The sequence below is a fragment of the Saccharothrix sp. NRRL B-16314 genome (assembly GCF_000716595.1).
Taxonomy (GTDB): Bacteria; Actinomycetota; Actinomycetes; order Mycobacteriales; family Pseudonocardiaceae; genus Actinosynnema.
This window is the reverse complement of record NZ_JNXC01000030.1, coordinates 81,916-100,127: the sequence shown is the minus strand read 5'-3', so window position 1 is coordinate 100,127 and position 18,212 is coordinate 81,916. Positions and strand designations below refer to the sequence as shown.

The following is an 18,212-nucleotide window of genomic DNA, read 5'->3' as shown; positions in this document are numbered from 1 at the left end:
TCCGCCCTCGGGCACCTCGATCGTGGGGCGTTCGGCAAGGTCGTGGTGACGGTCGGGTGAAGCCATTCCGCGAAGGGCGCCGGTGTCACTCCTCGGGCAGCAGCTCGCGGCGGCCGTTGGCGACGAGGTACTCGCGGTACTCGGTGAAGGCTGGTTGGAAGACCGGGAGGAGGCCGATCAGTTTCAGCAGGGGGCCGGAGAACTTGATGCGGCGGGTCGCCACGGCCTTCGTCACGTTCAGGTCCCCCAGCCAGAAGCGGTGGCTGTCGTCGGCTGACATCGTCAGTTCGATGTCCGCTGTCTCGGCCGCCGCGGCGTCTCCGGCCTTGACCAGAGGGGGGTCTTGGGTGCAGTCCACGAACAGGGTGGCGTCGGGGTCGGTGTTGTTCACCTTGAAGGACGCTTGGATCGACAGGAACTTCTGCCGCAGGTCTCCCTGGCTCACCTTCTCCAAGAACGGCACGAAGTGGGCGTACAACTCATCGGTGGACGCGAAGACAGCCATGCTTCTCCTTAGTTCCAATGGTTCCGGAGCGCGGTCACGAGTTCGTCGGCTCGGTCGTCCGGGAAGAACAACCGGCCGCCGGGAACGATCACCACGTCGGTGGCGCCGGGGATCAGGTCCTTCAGCCAGGACGCCCAGCGCAGCTTGAACAGCCGGTCACCGGTGCCCCAGATGAGAGCGGTCGGGATCGTGCAGTGGCGCAGCGCTTCGGTGGCGGCGGTGAGCTGTTTGGAGTCCATTGAGGACAGCAGTCGGCGCATGAAGCGGGTGCCGTCGGGTGTTCCGATGACGGGGGCGACGAAGCGGCGGATGATCTCGGGTGGCGCCGGGTGCTGGTAACCGATCCGGTAGGCCTGCCGGACCAGGTTCGGGGCGTTCGCCAGTGGCCGGAGCAGGCTGAGCAGACCCAGCCTGGCCAGCCACGCCGCCGGGGCGAACAGCGGCGGCGGGAAGTTGCCTTCCGTGTCGCAGTTCGTCAGCGCGAGCGAGGCGATCCGACCGGGGTCTGCCGTGTAGACGAGCTGGCAGACGGCGCCGCCGGTGTCGTTGCCGACCAGGTGCACGTCGGTGAGGTGCAGGGAGGTGAGCACGGTCCGGACGGCACGTGCCAGGCCGTGGACCGTGGCGTCGGCTACCGGGGGCGTGTGGCCGTGACCGGGCAGGTCGATGGCGATGCACCGGCGATGCGGCGCCAGCTTTTGCACGCAGTGGCGCCACAGCAACGCATTGGTGAACACACCGTGCACGAACACGGTGACCGGCCCCTCGCCGACGTCGAGGTAGCTGATCCCGCCCACCGACCGCCGGTACTGCTCCAGTTCCATCACGCCAGTGCTCCCTTCACCGCCGCGGCCGTCGCGTCGGCGTCCAGTTCGTCGAGCCGGCTCAGGTCGTCCAGCGCGTCGGCCGGGCCGCCGCTCGCGGTGAACTTCGCGGCGGCCAGCATCCGATGTCCGTCCCTGGTGGACGGTCCGGCCATCCCGGTCGCCTGGCCGAGCTCTTCGACCAGCCTGGAGCCGTCGCGCAGCACGACCTCGACCCTGGCGCCGATGGCCATCGTGGCGTCGACGAACGACTCCGACGGCGGCCCGAGCGCGGCGAGCAGCTCGTCCGCCTCGGCACCGAACGCGGCGATGGCGGGCACCTGCATGGCGCGCGATGGCCCCGCCTGCCGCAACGCCTCGCCGAGCGGCACGGTCGCGGCGACCATCCGGCGGGTCAGGTCCTTGTCGTGGCGTACCTCGACCTTGTCCGCGAGCGCCCAGCGGACGGGGTCCGCGAGGCCTTCTCCGGCCAGGTCGGCGGTGGTCAGCGAGCCGGTGAGCAGGATCGTGGCGATCGGGTAGCCGGCCGAGAAGGTGAGTGCCGCGACCGGCGTGTCCGGGCCGGCCAGGAACGGCGCGACCTTGTGCTGCAGCAGGAAGGTCAGGATCGAGCCGTCGACCAGGACCGCCGTCACGTCGTCGAGGTCGATCAACGCCCTGGCGGCGATGCGTTCGGCGCACTCGAACGCGGCCTGGAGGTAGGCGCTCGCCGGGTAGCGCTTGAACGACAGCGTGTCGGTGTGCCAGCGGCGACCGAGTCCGGCGACGACGGCGTCGGGCATGGGCACGTCGGAGAGCCGCGCGAGCACGCCTTCCGCGCCCTCCAGGACGTCGTGCGCACCGGTGAGTCCGGCCACCGCGGCGTCGCAGGCGTCCAGTGCCATGCGCACCGGGGTCGCCGCCACCAACGACTTGGCGTCGCTGTTCAGGAACGTCTCCTCCACCGGGGTCGGGAGGATGCCGAAGGCCAGGCCCGCCGCGTCCGCCCAGATCCCGGCCGGGTGCTGCTGGGCGTGCGACCGTGCCACCACCGTGCCGATCAGGTGCGTGTACGTGGCGCTCTGCCCGCGGAAGAACGAGCCGAGCAGCATCCCGGCCTGGAACCGGGTGGCGCACTCGTTCGCCGCGACCACCGCGGTGATCAGCTGCCTCCCGTCGAGCCGTTCCTGCGCGGCGTAGGCGAGGGCGACGTTCACGCAGGACGCCGAGGGGTGCCCGGAGTACGCGACCTCGTCGTACTCCAGGCACATCGACAACGCGGCCAGCACGTGCGCGGTCTGCCGGGCGTCGCCGCGGAACGGCTCGCCGAACGCGGTGACGATCTTGCGGCCCAGCGGGTGCGCCCTCGCCGCCCGCACCGCGGCCAGGTCCGAGATGATCTGGCTGCGGGCCAGGGCCGCCGTGTGCGCCGGTATGTCGTCGTAGCGCAGTCCGGCAGCCCAGGACACGAGCTGGTGGATCAGCCGACCGTCCACGGAGTCCATCGTCCCCTCACTGGTTCATCGCGAAGTTGATCAGCTCGTCCACGTCGAGGTCGGCGATGTGCTTGCCGCCGTCGGTGGTGGCCGCCTGCTCCTGCTCGGTGGCGGGTGCGAGCCGGAGCACGATGTCGACCACGCCGGAGGAGCGCAGCGCCTCGATCGGGATCCGTTCGAGCAGCTTGCGGACGTGGGACTCGGAGTACTCCGCGCCCGTGCTCGTCTCCTCCGCGCCCGCCAGGTGCTGTCGGAGGTAGCCGGCCAGCGCGAGCGGCGTGGGGTGGTCGAACACGGTGGTGGCGGGCAGGTTCAGGCCGGTGCCGGCTTGGAGCCGGTTGCGGAACTCGACGCCGGACAGCGAGTCGAAGCCGAGTGCCTTGAACGTCTCGTCGGGTGCGATCTCGCCGCTGCTCTCGTGCCCGAGCACGATCGCTGCCTGGGTGCGGACGAACTCCAGCACGATCCGGTCCTGCTCGGCCGCCGAGGACCCGGCCAGCTGCGCGGCGAGCTTCGACTGCTGGGCTGCCGCCGAGTCGTCCACCACCCGGCGGGCCCGCACCAGTCGGCGCAGCACGTCGGGCACCGCACCGGACTTGGCGATCGTTTGGGTGTCCAGGTCATGGCCGGCGGTCAACTCGTGCAGGTTCCACGCCGCGTCGACCTTCGACCGCAACACCACCGACCACTGCTCATCAGACAAGTCCGTGAACACACCGTCGGCCAACACACCCGCCGCATGCACCACACCCGTCAACGACACACCGTCCAACACCTCCCCCAGCGCCGCACGATCAGCGACGTCACAAGCGGCGACCCGCACCCGCGCACCCGCCGATTCCAGCTCCGCCACCAGGTCCGCCGCCCCCTCCGCGTCCGCGCCACGGCGGCTCACCAGCAGCAGGTCGCGGACGCCGTGCCGGTCCACCAGGTGCCTGGCCAGCACACCGCCCAGGCCGCCGGTACCGCCGGTGATCAACACCGTACCCTCAGCAGCCGGCGGGCGCGGGATGGTGAGGGCGACCTTGCCGACGTGCCGGGCCTGCGACATGAACCGGTACGCCTCCGGCACCCGCCGCACGTCCCACGCCGACACGGGCAACGGCTCCAGCACACCCGTGCGGAACAACTCCATCACCGCCGCCAGCATCTCCCCCAACCGCTCCACCCCGACCTCGAACAGGGCGAACGGCTGGTACCGCACCCCCGGGTGGTCGGCGGCGACCTGCCCCGCCTCACGCAAGTCCGTCAGCCCCATCTCCACGAACCGCCCACCGCGCGGCAACAACCGCAACGACGCGTCGGTGAACTCGTGCGCCAGCGAGTTCAGGACCATGTCCACGCCCTGCCCGCCGGTGACGGCCAGGAACTTCTCCTCGAACTCCAGCGACCGCGAACTCGCGATGTGGTCGTCGTCGAGCCCCGACGACCGCAGCACGTCCCACTTGCCGGGGCTCGCGGTCGCGAACACCTCCAGACCCCATAAGCGGGCCAGTGCGATCGTCGCGAGCCCCACGCCACCGGTGCCGGCGTGGACCAGGATTCGTTCACCGCGCTGCACGTCGGCCAGGTCCCGCAACGCGTAGTAGGCGGTCAGCATCACGGCGGGCACCACGGCGGCCTGGCTGAACGACCACCCGTCCGGAATCCCCGCCAGCGCCCGGTGGTCCACGACCACGGACGACCCGAGACCGGGGAAGACACCCAGCACCCGATCACCGGCCGTGAAACCGGTGACGCCAGGGCCGACTTCCGTCACGACGCCCGCGCCCTCGCCACCGACCACGGCATCGGGTGCCGGGTACATGCCCAGCGCGATCAGCACGTCCCGGAAGTTCACCCCCGCCGACCGCACCCCCACCCGAACCTCACCCGACGCGAGCTCACCCGACGAGGTCGGACGGGCCACCAGGTTGTCCGACGTCAACGTGCCGGCACCCGCGACCTCCAACGCCCAGTCCCCGTCGGGCAACCCGACCACCGAGTCCTCGGCCTGTCGCACGATCCGCGGCACCCGGAACGTCCCGCGCCGGACCGCCAGCTGCGCTTCACCGCAGGACAGCACCGCGGCTACGCCGTCCGCTTCCGCACCGTCGGTGTCGACCACGAACACCCGGCCGGGGTTCTCGTTGCACACCGAACGCAGCGCGCCCCACACACCGGCCGACGCCAGGTCGGGCACGTCCTCGCCACCGTCCACCGCGACGGCGCCGGAAGTGACGACGACCAACCTGCCTTCGGCGTGCGCCGGGTCCGTCAGCCACGACCGGACCCGGGCGACCGCGTCGAGCAGGCCGTCGGGCCTGATCACCGACACGTCGGCCGGCACGCCGGTGGGCTCGACGTCGACGGGGGTCCACTCCAGCGTGAACAGGCCGTCGCCGCCGGGAGTGCGGGCGGCCAGGTCACCGGGTGCGATGCCGCGCATGCTCAGCCCGCCGACCTTCGCCACCACGCGTCCGCCCGCGTCGGCCAGCACCAGGCCCACCCTGCCGTCGCCCGCGGCACGGATGGCGGCGCGCAGCCGGGTCGCGCCGACCGCGTACACCTCGACGCCCTCCCAGGCGAACGGCAGCAGCACCTCGCCGTCCGCGACGGGCAGGCCGAGGAAGCCGATCGCCTGCAGCGCGGCGTCGAGCAGCGCCGGGTGCAAGCCGAACGCCCCGGCGTCGCCGGTGGGCAGCTCCACGTCGGCGAACACCTCGTCGCCGCGCCGCCACGCCCTGGTCAGCCCCCGGAACACGGGCCCGTAGTGGTAGCCGCGCTCGGCGAAGCCGTCGTAGAAGTCGCCCGCCTCCACCGCGGTCGCTCCGGCCGGGGGCCACGCTCCGGCCGGCTCGGCCGCCGAGGCCTCAGCGGTGTCGGAGTCTGAGTCGGAGTCGACCACGCCACGGGCGTGCAGCACCCAGCGTTCGTCGTTCTCCGGACGGGAGTGGACGGCGACGTTGCCCTCCTCGTCCAGGTCCACCCGCACCTGCACCCCGCCGTGGTCCGGCACGATCATCGGCGCTTGCAGCACGAGTTCGCGCACCACGGCGCGGCCGGCCCGGTCACCGACGAACGACGCCAGCTCGACGAGGGCGGCTCCGGGCACCAGCACGACGCCGCCGACTGCGTGGTCGGCCAGCCACGCGTGGGAGTCCAGCCCGATCCGCCCGGTGAACACCAGCCCGCCCGACGACGGCTGCTCCACCACCGCACCCAGCAGCGGGTGCTCGACCGGCGTCACGCCCAGGCCGGCCACGTCGGCGCCCGCGGACTCCGGGTTGAGCCAGTACCGCTTGTGCTCGAAGGCGTACGTCGGCAGCTCGGTGAACGGCCGCGTCCCGGCCTGCGCCGACCAGTCGACCGGCGCGCCGGACACGTGCAGCGCGGCCAACCCGTCGAACAGGGACGGCACCTCGTCCTTGCCGCCGCGCAGCAACGCCACCGCCGAGGCCGCCGCCCCGGTCTGCTCGACCATCGCGGTCAGCCCGGCTCCCGGCCCCACCTCGACGAACCGCACGCCGGGTTCGGCCGCCACCAAGGTGGACACCGAGTCACCGAACCGCACGGCCTCGCGGACGTGGCGCACCCAGTAGTCGCCGACGCCGTAGTCCTCCCCGGCCGGCGCACCGTCCAGGTTGGACACGATCGGGAGCTCCGCCGGTGCGATGGCGAGCTTCGCCACGACCGCGCGGAACTCCTCCAGCATCGGCTCCACCAGCGGCGAGTGGAACGCGTGGCTGACGGTCAGCTGCTTGACCCTCCTGCCGAGCCCGGTGAAGTGGTCACCCACCACCGTGACGGCGTCCAGCTCGCCGGACACCACCACCGCCGACGGGCCGTTCACGGCCGCGATGCCCACCCGTGCGTCCAGCAACGGCAGGACTTCGGCCTCGGTGGCCTCCACCGCCACCATGGCGCCGCCCGGCGGCAACGCCTGCATCAGCCTGCCCCGCGCCACGACCAGCGCGGCGGCGTCGGGCAGCGACAGCACGCCCGCCACGTGCGCGGCGGTGATCTCGCCGATCGAGTGCCCGGTGACGTAGTCGGGTCGGACGCCGAACGATTCGAGCAGCCGGAACAGCGCCACCTCGATCGCGAACAGCGCGGGCTGGGTGTACGCGGTCTGGTCGACGAGTCCGGTGTCCGCGCCCCACATCACTTCGCGCAACGACGCGTCCAGCTCGGCGTCGACCGCGGCGACGACCTGGTCGAAGGCGTCGGCGAACACCGGGAACGCCGCGTGCAGCGCACGCCCCATGCCCCACGTCTGCGCGCCCTGCCCCGGGAACACGAACACCGTCCCGCCGGGTGAGGACTGCCCGGTGCGGACGCCCACGCCGGGCTCACCCTCGGCCAGTGAACCCAGCCGACGCATCAGCTCAGTCCGGTCACTGCCGAGCACGACGGCCCGGTGTTCGAACGCGGTCCTGGTGAGCAGGCCCGCCGCCACGTCCTCCGCGCCGATTTCCGGCCGCTCGGCGAGGAAGTCGCGCAGCCGGACCGCCTGCGCGGTCAACGCCTGCGGGGTGCGTGCCGACAGCACCCAGGGAACCGACCCGCCTTCGACCTCTCGCGGCGACGTCACGGCCGGTGCTTCGGGCGCCTGTTCCAGGATCACGTGGGAGTTCGTCCCGCTGATGCCGAACGACGAGACGCCGGCTCGGCGCGGGTGGCCGTCCTCCGGCCATTCCCGGTTCTCGTGCACCAGCTCGATCGCACCGGAGGACCAGTCGACGTGCGCGCTCGGCGTGTCCGCGTGCAGCGTCGCGGGCAGCACGCCGTGCCGCATCGCCTGCACCATCTTGATCACGCCCGCGACACCGGCCGCGGCCTGCGTGTGGGCGAGGTTCGACTTCACCGACCCCAGCCACAGCGGCGTGTCCCGGCCCTGACCGTAGGTCGCCAGAAGTGCCTGTGCCTCGATGGGGTCGCCCAGCGGTGTGCCGGTGCCGTGCGCCTCCACGACGTCGACCTCGCCCGCCGTCAGCCCCGCGTTGGCCAACGCCTGCCGGATCACCCGACGCTGCGCCGGACCACTCGGCGCGGTCAACCCGTTCGACGCACCGTCCTGGTTGATAGCCGAACCACGCACCACCGCCAACACCCGATGACCAAGACGACGCGCGTCCGACAACCGCTCCAACACCACCACACCCACGCCCTCGGCCGGACCGAAACCGTCGGCCCGGTCCGAGAACGGCTTGCAGCGGCCATCCGGCGCCAACCCGCGCAACTGCGAGAACTCCACGAACGTCGCCGGGGACGCCATCACGGTCGCGCCACCGGCCAACGCGAGCGCGCACTCGCCGTTGCGCAGGGCCTGCACCGCCAGGTGGATGGCCACCAGCGACGAGGAGCACGCCGTGTCCACCGACACCGCCGGCCCTTCCAGCCCCAGCACGTACGCCACCCGCCCGGACGCGACGCTGGTGGCGTTGCCCTCGCCCAGGTAGCCCTCGTAGCCCGCCGGGGCGCGCTCCAGGAGACGGCTGCCGTAGTCCGCGCCCGACACGCCGAAGTAGACGCCGGCCTCGGCACCGGCCAGCGACCGCGGGTCGACACCGGACCGTTCCAGTGCTTCCCAGGAGACCTCCAGCAGCAGCCGCTGCTGCGGGTCCATCGCCGCCGCCTCACGCGGGTTGATGCCGAAGAACGCCGCGTCGAACCCCGCGACGTCGTCGATGAAGCCGCCCTCCCGCACGTAGGAGCGGCCCTCCGCACCGACCTCGGGGTCGTACAGGTTCGGGTTCCAGCCCCGGTCTCCCGGCAGGCCGGACACCACGTCGAGGTTCCGGGTGACCACGTCCCACAGGTCGTCGGGTGACGTGACGCCACCCGGGTAGCGGCAGCCCATGCCCACGATCGCGATCGGTTCGGTGGCACGCCCCTCCACGTCGGCCAGCCGCGTGCGTAAATCCTTAAGCTCGCCCGCGGCCTTCTTCAGGTAGGCGCGGAGGTCGTTCTCGTTCGACATGTGCTCCCCCGTAGTCAGTTGCCGTCGATCAGCTGGAACAGCGCGGCGTCGTCGGCCAGGTCGAGGTCGTCGGCGTCGCCGGTGCCGCGCACCACCCGTTCGAGCGCGCCGATCCGGCGCAGGAACGTGACCTTCACCTGGTCGTCCAGCGCCGTGCCCGCCGACGTGCGTTCCAGTTCGGTCAGCAGCGACATCAGCTTCAGCTCGGCCGCGCCGCCGTCGTCGTCGCCGTCCGGTGTCACCTGCTGCCGCACGTACTGGGCGAGCCGCGTGGGCGTGGGGTGGTCGAAGACGCTGGTGGCGGGCAGGTTGAGCCCGGTGGCGGCCTGGAGCCGGTTGCGGAACTCGACGCCGGACAGCGAGTCGAAGCCGAGTGCCTTGAACGTCTCGTCGGGTGTGATCTCACCGCTGCTCTCGTGCCCGAGCACGATCGCCGCCTGGGTGCGGACGAACTCCAGCACGATCCGGTCCTGCTCGGCCGCCGGGCGACCGGTGAGCTGCGAGGCCAGCTTCGACAGGCCCTGCCCGGTCACCACGTCGTCCACCACCCGGCGCGCTCGCACGAGTCGGCGCAGCACGTCCGGCACCGCGCCGGACGCCGCGATCGCCTGCGTGTCCAGCCTGGCCGGCACCACGGTCGGGTGACCGGTGGGTCATGGCCGGCGGTCAACTCGTGCAGGTTCCACGCCGCGTCGACCTTCGACCGCAACACCACCGACCACTGCTCATCAGACAAGTCCGTGAACACACCATCGGCCAACACACCCGCCGCGTGCACCACACCCGTCAACGACACACCGTCCAACACCTCCCCCAGCGCCACACGATCGGCGACGTCACAAGCGGCGACCCGCACCCGCGCACCCGCCGATTCCAGCTCCGCCACCAGGTCCGGGGCGTCACCGGTGCGGCTGACCAGCAGCAGGTCTCGCACCCCGTGCTCGGCGACCAGGTGCCTGGCCACCAACCCGCCCAGCACGCCGGTGCCGCCGGTGATCAGCACGGTGCCGGCGGGGTCGAGCGGGCGCGGGATCGTCAGGGCGACCTTGCCGACGTGCCGGGCCTGCGACATGAACCGGTACGCCTCCGGCACCCGCCGCACGTCCCACGCCGACACGGGCAACGGTGCCAGCAACCCGGCGTGGAACAGCTCCATCACCGCCGCAAGCATCTCCCCCAACCGCTCGATGCTCACGTCGAGCAGCCGGAACGGCTGGTACCGGACCCCCGGGTGGTCGGCGGCGACCTGCTCGGCCGCACGCAGATCGGTCAGCCCCATCTCCACGAACCGCCCACCGCGCGACAGCAACCGCAACGACGCGTCGGTGAACTCGTGCGCCAGCGAGTTCACCACCACGTCGGCCTCACCGAACTTCTCCTCGAAGTCCAACGACCGCGAACTCGCGATGTGGTCGTCGTCGATCCCCAACGACCGCAACACTCCCCACTTGCCGGGACTCGCGGTCGCGAACACCTCCAGACCCCACAGCCGGGCAAGCGCGATCACGGCCATCCCCACACCGCCGGTGGCCGAATGCACGAGCACGCGCTCCCCCTGCCGCACATCGGCCAGGTCACGCAACGCGTGGTAGGCGGTCAGGTACACCGCGGGCACCACCGCGGCCTGGCTGAACGACCACCCGTCCGGAATCCTGGCCAGCAACCGGTGATCCACCGCCACCGACGAGCCGAGGCCGGGGAACACACCGAGCACCCGCTCACCGGGAGCGAAACCCGTCACCCCCGGTCCGACCTCGACCACCACCCCGGCGCCTTCGCCACCGATCACCGCGTCAGGCGTCGGGTACATGCCCAACGCGATCAGCACGTCCCGGAAGTTCACCCCCGCAGACCGCACCCCCACCCGCACCTCACCAGGTGCAAGCTCACCCGACGAGGTCGGACGGGCCACCAGGTTGTCCGACGTCAACGTGCCGGCACCGACGACCTCCAACGCCCAGTCCCCGTCGGGCAACCCGACGACCAGGTCGCGACCGCGCCGCACCACCCTCGGCACGCGCGCTTCCCCGCGCCGCAGTGCCAGCTGTGACTCACCGGTGGCCAGCGCGGCGGTCACGCCGTCGTCCACCACCGCCCAGTCGTCGACGTCGACGAGGAGCACCCGGCCGGGGTTCTCGGTCTGCACCGAGCGGACCATCCCCCACACACCGGCCTCGGCCAACCCGGGCAGCGGGTCGGACCCGTCGGTGCCGACCGCGCCCGAGGTGACCACGACCAGGCGGCGTCCCGCACCGTCCTGCGTGGCCAGCCACTCGCGCACCTCGGCCGCCGCGGCGAGCAGGCCGGCGTCGGCTCGCAGGACGTCGGCCTCCTCGACGGTCGCCGCGGGCACCGCGAGCGGCAGCCAGTCCACGCCGAACAGCTCGTCGTCGGGCGCACCGGCACCGAGATCGGCCAGCGCCACGGCCCGAAGACCCAGGCCGGCCTGCAGGACCGGCCGACCGGCGAAGTCCTCCAGCAGCAGGCCGACCACGCCGTCGCCCGCAGCGGTCACCCTGGCGCGCAACGCCTTCGCGCCGACGCCGAACACCTCGACGTCCTCCCAGGTGAACGGCAGCAGCACCGCGCCGGGCGCGACGGGCAGGTCGAGGCACGTGACGGCCTGCATGGCGGCGTCCAGCAGCGCCGGGTGGATGGTGAACGCGCCGGCCTGCTCCCGCAGCTGCTCCGGCAGCTCGACCTCGGCGCACACCGCACCGTTCCCGCTCCACACCTCCGTCATCCCCCGGAACGCCGGCCCGTACCGGTATCCCAGCTCCAGCGCGCGCTCGTAGGTGGCTGCCACGTCGACCGCCCGCATCCCGGCCGGTGGCCAGGAGGTGTCCGCCGGCGTGGGCGCGGTGCCGCCATCGGGCACGAGCACGCCTTGGGCGTGCAGCGTCCACCCGCCGTCCTCGACGCCTTCCGGCCGCGAGTGGATCGACACGCCGCGTCCCTGGCCGTCCACGGGGCCGACCGCCACCTGGACGTGCACCCGGCCCCGTTCCGGCACGGTCAGCGGCGCCTGCAGGACCAGTTCGCGGACGACACCGCACCCGGCCCGGTCGCCCGCGAACAGCGCGAACTCCACGAGGGCCGCGCCGGGCACGAGCACGACGTCACCGACCGCGTGGTCGGCCAGCCACGCGTGGGAGTCCAACCCGATCCGCCCGGTGAACACCAGCCCACCCGACGACGGCTGCTCCACCACCGCGCCCAGCAGCGGGTGCTCGCACGACGTCACCCCGAGACTCCCGGCGTCACCAGCCGTGGCCTCGGCGTTCAGCCAGTACCGCTTGTGCTCGAAGGCGTACGTGGGCAGGTCCAGGTGCGTCGCGTCACCGAGCACCGCGTTCCACGCCACCGGCAGGCCACTCGTGTCGGCCTGCGCCACCGACGTCAGGAACCGGTGCGCGCCGCCGTCGTCGCGCCGCAGCGTGCCGCCGACGAAGTACCGGTCCTCCTCGGACGCCACGGCCTCGCAGTTCTCCTGGACGCCCACCGTCAGCACCGGGTGCGGGCTGATCTCCAGGAATCGGCGGTACCCCCGCGCGTAGGCGGCCTGGACGGCGAGGTCCAACCGGACGGGCTCACGCAGGTTGCGGTACCAGTAGTCCGCGTCGAGCAGGCCGGGGTCGGCGAGTCCGCCGACGACGGTGGAGAAGAACTCCGCCACGGACGCCGCGTCGGGCCGCACCGAACCGAGTCCGGCCCGCAGCGACCGCTCGACGGCGTCGATCTGCGGCGAGTGGGAGGCGTAGTCCACGGGAATCCGGCGGGCGCGAACGCCCTCCGCTTCGCAGTACGCCAGCAACTCCTCCAGCGCCGCGGCTTCGCCCGACACGACGGTGCTCGCCGGGCTGTTGACCGCCGCCACCCCGACGCGATCCGGCCACTGCGCGAGCACCTTCAGCACGTCGGCCTCGGGCAGCGGCACCGACACCATGCCGCCGGCGCCGGAGATGTCCCGCACCGCCCGGCTGCGCAGGGTCACGATGCGGCACGCTTCACGCAGCGGGAGGATCCCGGCGACGTGCGCGGCGGCGACCTCACCCTGCGAGTGGCCGATCACCGCGTCCGGGACGACGCCCAGCTCCTTCCAGGCCGCCGCGAGCGCGACGTACATCGCGAACGTCACCGGCTGCACCACGTCCACGGCGTCCAGCCCGTGCCCGCCGCGCACCACGTCGAGCAGGTCCCAGTCGACGAACTCCTTCAGCGCCTCGGCGCACTCGCCCAGCGCCCGCGCGAACGCGGGCCAGGTCTCCAGCAGCTCCCGGCCCATGCCCGTCCACTGGGAGCCCTGTCCCGGGAAGACGAACACGGTCTTGTCGCTCGCGAGCGCCAGTCCGGTGAGCACGTTCGGCGCGTCCTCCCCGGACACGACCGCGTCCAGTCGCCGCGTCAGCTCCCCGGTGTCCGAACCCAGCAGCACGGCCCGGTGCGGGAACGACGACCGCTTCGCCAGCGCCGCCGCCACGTCGACCGCGTCGGTGCCGGGCCTACCGTCCAGGAAGTCGTGCAGCCGGCGTGCCTGCCCGACCAACGCCTCCTGGCTGCGCGCCGACAGCACCCACGGGATCGGACCGGTCTCGTCCGCCGAGGTCCGCGCACCGGGGTTCACCGGTTCCGGTGCGGACGTTTGGGGCGCTTCTTCCAGGATCACGTGCGAGTTCGTGCCGCTGATGCCGAACGACGAGACTCCGGCTCGGCGCGGGTGGCCGTTGCGCGGCCAGTCGTGGTTCTCCCGCAACAACTCCACCGCGCCGGCCGACCAGTCGATCTGGGTGCTCGGCGTGTCCACGTGCAGGGTCGCCGGCAGCACGCCGTGCCGCATCGCCTGCACCATCTTGATCACGCCCGCCACGCCGGCAGCGGCCTGGGTGTGCCCGAGGTTCGACTTCACCGACCCCAGCCACACCGGGACGTCACGGCCCTGGCCGTAGGTGGTGAGCAACGACTGCGCCTCGATGGAGTCGCCGAGTGGTGTGCCGGTGCCGTGCGCCTCCACGACGTCGACCTCGCCCGCCGTCAACCCGGCATTGGCCAACGCCTGCCGGATCACCCGACGCTGCGCCGGACCACTGGGCGCCGTCAACCCGTTCGACGCACCGTCCTGGTTGATCGCCGAACCACGCACCACCGCCAACACCCGATGACCGAGACGACGCGCGTCCGACAACCGCTCCAACACGACCACACCGGCGCCTTCCGCCGGCCCGAAACCGTTGGCGCGGTCGGAGAACGCCTTGCACCGGCCATCCGGCGCCAACCCGCGCAACTGCGAGAAGCCGACGTAGGTGGACGGCAGCGAGATCACGGTCGCCCCGCCGACGAGCGCCAGCGAGCAGTCACCCGTCCGCAATCCCTGCACACCGAGGTGCAGCGCCACCAACGACGACGAGCACGCCGTGTCCACCGACACCGCCGGCCCCTCCAGCCCCAGCACGTACGCCACCCGCCCGGACGCGAGGCTGGGCAGCGTGCCCGCCACGAGGTGCCCGGCGTAGCCGTCGCGCTCGGTGTAGATCCGGGGCGCGTACTCCTCGTAGAAGATGCCGGTGTAGGTGCCGGTGTCCGTGCCCTTCAACGACTTCGGGTCGATGCCGGCGTGTTCCAGCGCCTCCCAGGACACCTCCAGCAACAACCGCTGTTGCGGGTCCATCGCCGCCGCCTCACGCGGGCTGATCCCGAAGAACCCCGCGTCGAAGTCACCCGCGTCATGCAGGAAAGCACCCTCGCGCACGTACGACTTGCCCTCGACGCCGATGTCGGGGTCGTAGAGCCCTTCCACGTCCCAGCCCCGGTCGGACGGGAAACCGGTGACCGCGTCACGCCCTTCGACGAGCATGTCCCACAGCTCCTCGGGGCTCGTCACACCCCCCGGGAACCGGCACCCCATGCCGACGACGGCGATCGGTTCAGCCGCCTGCTCCCGCACTTCTGACAGCCTGGCGCGCAGCGACTGGTTCTCCGCGAGCGAGTTCCGCAGCGCGGAGACGAGACGTTCCTCGGTAGCCATGACACTCCCCCATCACACTGAGTCAGCGGACCGTTTCCGGTGAACGCAGGTGGAACCACTTCTCGTTCGGCCGGCGGGTGAGCCGCCAGTAGTTGACGCTCGATCCCGGCCAGGCCTGCCGGTTGTGCCCGGTGCGGTCCAGGAACCAGCTGTCGCAGCCGCCGGAGTTCCACACCGACTTGGCGAGCCGGGCGTGGAGGCGCCGGTTGAACTCGCGTTCGACCTCGGCCCGGATCTCGAACGACCGCGCGCCCCGCGCCCGCATCACGCGGACGCACTCGGCGATGTAGTGCGCCTGCGCCTCGATCACGAACAGGATCGACTGGCTGCCGCCGCCGGAGTTCGGGCCCATCATGAGGAAGAAGTTGGGGAAGCCCGCGATGGTGGTGCCCAGGTGGGCGCGCATGCCGTCGCGCCAGGCCTCCTGGATCGTCAGGCCGCCGCGCCCCGTGATCCGCTCCTCCGCGAGCCGGTTGTCCGTGGCGAAGCCCGTCGCCAGGATCACCACGTCCGCCTCGACGACCTCGCCGTTCCGGGCGCGGAAGCCGGTCTCGGTGAACTCGGCGATGCCGGAGTCGAGCAGCGTCACGTCGTCGCGCATCAGGGCCGGGTAGTAGTCGCTGGACAGCAGGATGCGCTTGCAGCCGATCGTGTAGTCCGGCGTCAGCTTCGCGCGCAGCTCCGGATCGGGGACCTGCTTGTCCAGCAGCCGCAGCGAAACCAGCCTGAACGCCTTCAGCAACGGCGGGTGCATGAACGCGATGATCGCGAGCTCGTGCGTCCAGTACGCGATGTTGCGGTACACTTTCTGGCTGAACGGCAGCACCCGGAACAGGAACTTCTCGACCCTGCTGACGCGCCGGTTCGGCTTGGGCAGCACCCATTGCGGTGTGCGCTGCACGACGTGCACGTGCTCGGCCTGGCCCGCGATGGCCGGCACGATCTGCACGGCGCTGGAACCGACGCCCACCACCGCGACCCGCTTGCCGGTCAGGTCGAGGTCGGGGTTCCACTGCGCCGAGTGCACGATGTCGCCGCGAAAGGTCTCCTCGCCCTTGAACTTCGGGATGTTCGGGTTGTGCAACGCGCCGATCCCGGCGATGACGACCCTCGGCGTGAGCACCTGGCCCCCGGACAGCAGGACCTGCCAGCGGTCGGTGGTGTCGTCGTAGGTGTAGGACATGACCTCGGTGCCGAACCGGGTGACGCGTCCCAGGCCGTAGGAGTCGAACACGCCTTCGATGTAGGAGCGGATCTCCGGCTGGTCGGCGTACATCAGCTCCCAGTCGTGCTTGGGGGCGAAGGAGTACGAGTACATGGTGGACATGACGTCGCAGGCGGAGCCCGGATAGGTGTTGTACCGCCACGTCCCGCCCACGCCGTCCGCCTTCTCCAGGATCACGAAGTCCCGGATGCCCCGCTTGAGCAGGTTGACGGCGGCGCAGATACCGGACAGGCCCGCGCCGACGATCACGATCTCAGGGTTGTCCGTCACGGGACCGTCACCTCTCGCCGGCGAAGCACTCGGGGGCGGGGCTCGGCACGACCACCGAGATGGGTCGCGGCACGACTTCGAGCCGGTAGGAGCTGTGCGGCCCGGTTTCCAGCTCGCCGTCGTGCTCCAGCTTCATCGGCGCGCCGTCGGTCCGCTCCAGGCGAGCGGTGCGCCCGCGGCCGTAGTGCACGCCGGCGACGTCGGTGATGTCGCCGGTCAGGGCCGCGGTGGCGAGCTCCTCCACCGACGCGGAGGAGTCGATCACGCAGACGTCCAGCAGGCCGTCGTCGACGAGCGAGTGCGGCAGCATCTTCAGCAGGCCGCCGCGGTAGCGGACACCGCCCACGATGGCGAGCAGCGTGTCGCACTCGCACAACACCTCGTCGTCCACCAGGACCCTGCCGGGATAGGGCACGTAGGTGGTGAGCACCTGCAACGCGGCGGTGAGCAGCCGTTCCCGCCCGGTCAGCGGCAGCGTCGGCGCGATCACCAGGCACTCGGGCACCGCGCCGGTGGAGACGCCGAGCAGGGTGGCGGTGTCCAGCTCGGCGAGGTGGACGAGGTCCATCGGCCTGATCTCGAACCGGCGCTCGGTGAAGACCGCCGACACCACCTCCGGCCACGGCAGGTCGTCCCACAGCCCGCGGAAGTTGGAGTTCCCGGTGCCGGCGGGAGCGATCAGCAGGGCCGGCGACGTGGGCACTGCGGCCACGCCACGAGCCACCTCGCCCGCCGTGCCGTCGCCGCCGATCGCGACCACCACGTCGCGTTCCTGGCGGGTCGCCGCCTCCACGGTGCAGCGGGTGCCGTCCTCGGGGCCCGCGGTCCGGATGACCTCCAGTTCGATGCCGCGCTCGGCTTCCAACGCCGCGACGAAGTCGTCGGTCGGACCGCCGGCGGTCTTGTTCACCACTGCGAGTACGCGCATGGTTCCCCCTTTGTCAGATCAGATTCGCGACCGTGGCCAGGCTGAACACCAATGACGGCGAAACGCGGTTCTCGAAGGCGATGTAGTCGGGAACCAGGTAGGTCGGGTTCCACTTCATCTTGTACTCGAGCTGGCTCTGCGCCGGGTAGAGGAAGTCCCCCTTCCTCGCCAGCCACCCGAAGAGCCGGTCGATGCGCGGGTGGGCCGTTCCCAGGCCGTGCTCGGCGGCGAGGCCGGTGAACGGGGTGAAGCCGAAGTGCAGGCAGCGCACGCCTTCCGCGCGGAACTTCCCGATCGCGCAGGCGTTGATCGCCTCCATCACGCCGGGCGGCGCGTCGGGCAACCGGCGGCTGAGGTCGTGCAACCAGCCCTCGTGCTCGCCGTAGACCGGGGAGAACGAGATGTAGGCGATGGGACGACCGTCCACCTTGGCGAGGAACAGTCGGCGCAGGTTTTGCGCGGGACCGCCGACCTCGCCGACCATGAACTCCAGCTCTTTGGTGAAGCGCCCTTTCGACCGCAGCCACTTCGCGTCGATCGCGGCGAGCGCGGCCTCGTTCCCGTCCAGTCCCGCCTCGACCACTTCGACGCCGAGCCGGTCCGCGCGGGAGATCTTGTTGCGCAGCTTCACGAACTTCTTGCCGCGCAGCGAGAAATCAGCGAGTTCGACGCCGTAGGACATGCCGAGCTGGTTCACGCGCAGGCCCCGGTCGGCGAAGAGGGCCGCGTCCGCACCCGGGATCTGGACCGCGGCCACCGCACGTCCTGCCCGGTGGGCGGCCACGCGGAACCTGTCCAGCAGCTCGCCCCGGTCGGCGGCGTCCGCGATCGGCCCGCCGAACCCGATCCAGTGCCGCCGCACCTCGCGGTAGCAGACGACGCCGTCGATCCCGTCGTCCCGGAAGTACCGGTTGCCCTCGTTGAGCGCGAGGAAGCCGCTCGGGTTGTCCGAGTACTTCCCGAGCAGCCCCAGGACGTACTGCTGATCGTCGGTGAGCAAG

Annotated in this window: 8 protein-coding genes and 2 pseudogenes; all 10 read right to left on the bottom strand. The window is 71.6% G+C overall.

Annotated features, from left to right (window positions below; translation table 11 throughout):
- Positions 1-85 precede the first annotated feature (85 nt).
- Complete coding sequence (locus OQ02_RS31525) at positions 86-505, bottom strand: SCP2 sterol-binding domain-containing protein (RefSeq protein WP_051773032.1); 420 nt, start codon at positions 503-505, stop codon at positions 86-88.
- Positions 506-513: 8 nt separating this feature from the next.
- Positions 514-1,329 carry an alpha/beta fold hydrolase gene (locus OQ02_RS31520; protein ID WP_033442317.1) on the bottom strand — a complete coding sequence of 272 codons (816 nt, stop codon included), beginning with the start codon at positions 1,327-1,329 and terminating at the stop codon, positions 514-516.
- A complete protein-coding gene (locus OQ02_RS31515) occupies positions 1,329-2,813 on the bottom strand; it encodes an MmgE/PrpD family protein (RefSeq protein ID WP_033442267.1) in 1,485 nt (494 codons plus the stop codon). The genes OQ02_RS31520 and OQ02_RS31515 overlap by 1 nt, the downstream gene beginning before the upstream one ends.
- A 7-nt stretch (positions 2,814-2,820) precedes the next feature.
- A complete protein-coding gene (locus OQ02_RS47285) occupies positions 2,821-3,234 on the bottom strand; it encodes an acyl carrier protein (RefSeq protein ID WP_442973693.1) in 414 nt (137 codons plus the stop codon).
- A 186-nt stretch (positions 3,235-3,420) separates the two neighbouring features.
- Positions 3,421-8,736 (bottom strand): annotated as a pseudogene (locus tag OQ02_RS31510) (SDR family NAD(P)-dependent oxidoreductase); the annotation flags it as partial.
- Positions 8,737-8,780: 44 nt separating this feature from the next.
- On the bottom strand, positions 8,781-9,398 hold the full coding sequence (locus OQ02_RS44315) for an acyl carrier protein (protein WP_197043584.1): 618 nt from the start codon (positions 9,396-9,398) through the stop codon (positions 8,781-8,783).
- Positions 9,296-14,788 (bottom strand): annotated as a pseudogene (locus OQ02_RS40345) (type I polyketide synthase); the annotation flags it as partial. The pseudogene OQ02_RS40345 and the gene OQ02_RS44315, both read right to left, overlap by 103 nt.
- A gap of 22 nt (positions 14,789-14,810) precedes the next feature.
- Entirely contained in the window at positions 14,811-16,283 is a 1,473-nt protein-coding gene (locus OQ02_RS31500) for a flavin-containing monooxygenase (RefSeq protein WP_033442266.1), read from the bottom strand.
- A gap of 7 nt (positions 16,284-16,290) precedes the next feature.
- The gene (locus tag OQ02_RS31495; RefSeq protein WP_033442265.1) at positions 16,291-17,211 is read right to left on the bottom strand and encodes a diacylglycerol/lipid kinase family protein; all 921 of its coding nucleotides are present in this window, start codon (positions 17,209-17,211) and stop codon (positions 16,291-16,293) included.
- A gap of 13 nt (positions 17,212-17,224) precedes the next feature.
- Entirely contained in the window at positions 17,225-18,211 is a 987-nt protein-coding gene (locus OQ02_RS31490; RefSeq protein ID WP_033442264.1) for a bifunctional lysylphosphatidylglycerol flippase/synthetase MprF, read from the bottom strand.
- Between the last annotated feature and the right edge of the window lies 1 nt (position 18,212).

What these genes read in the sequence shown, in the direction of transcription:
- OQ02_RS31525 (WP_051773032.1), bottom strand. Translation starts at nt 505, where the DNA reads ATGGCTGTCTTCGCGTCCACCGATGAGTTGTACGCCCACTTCGTGCCG.
- OQ02_RS31520 (WP_033442317.1), bottom strand. Translation starts at nt 1,329, where the DNA reads ATGGAACTGGAGCAGTACCGGCGGTCGGTGGGCGGGATCAGCTACCTC.
- OQ02_RS31515 (WP_033442267.1), bottom strand. Translation starts at nt 2,813, where the DNA reads ATGGACTCCGTGGACGGTCGGCTGATCCACCAGCTCGTGTCCTGGGCT.
- OQ02_RS31495 (WP_033442265.1), bottom strand. Translation starts at nt 17,211, where the DNA reads ATGCGCGTACTCGCAGTGGTGAACAAGACCGCCGGCGGTCCGACCGAC.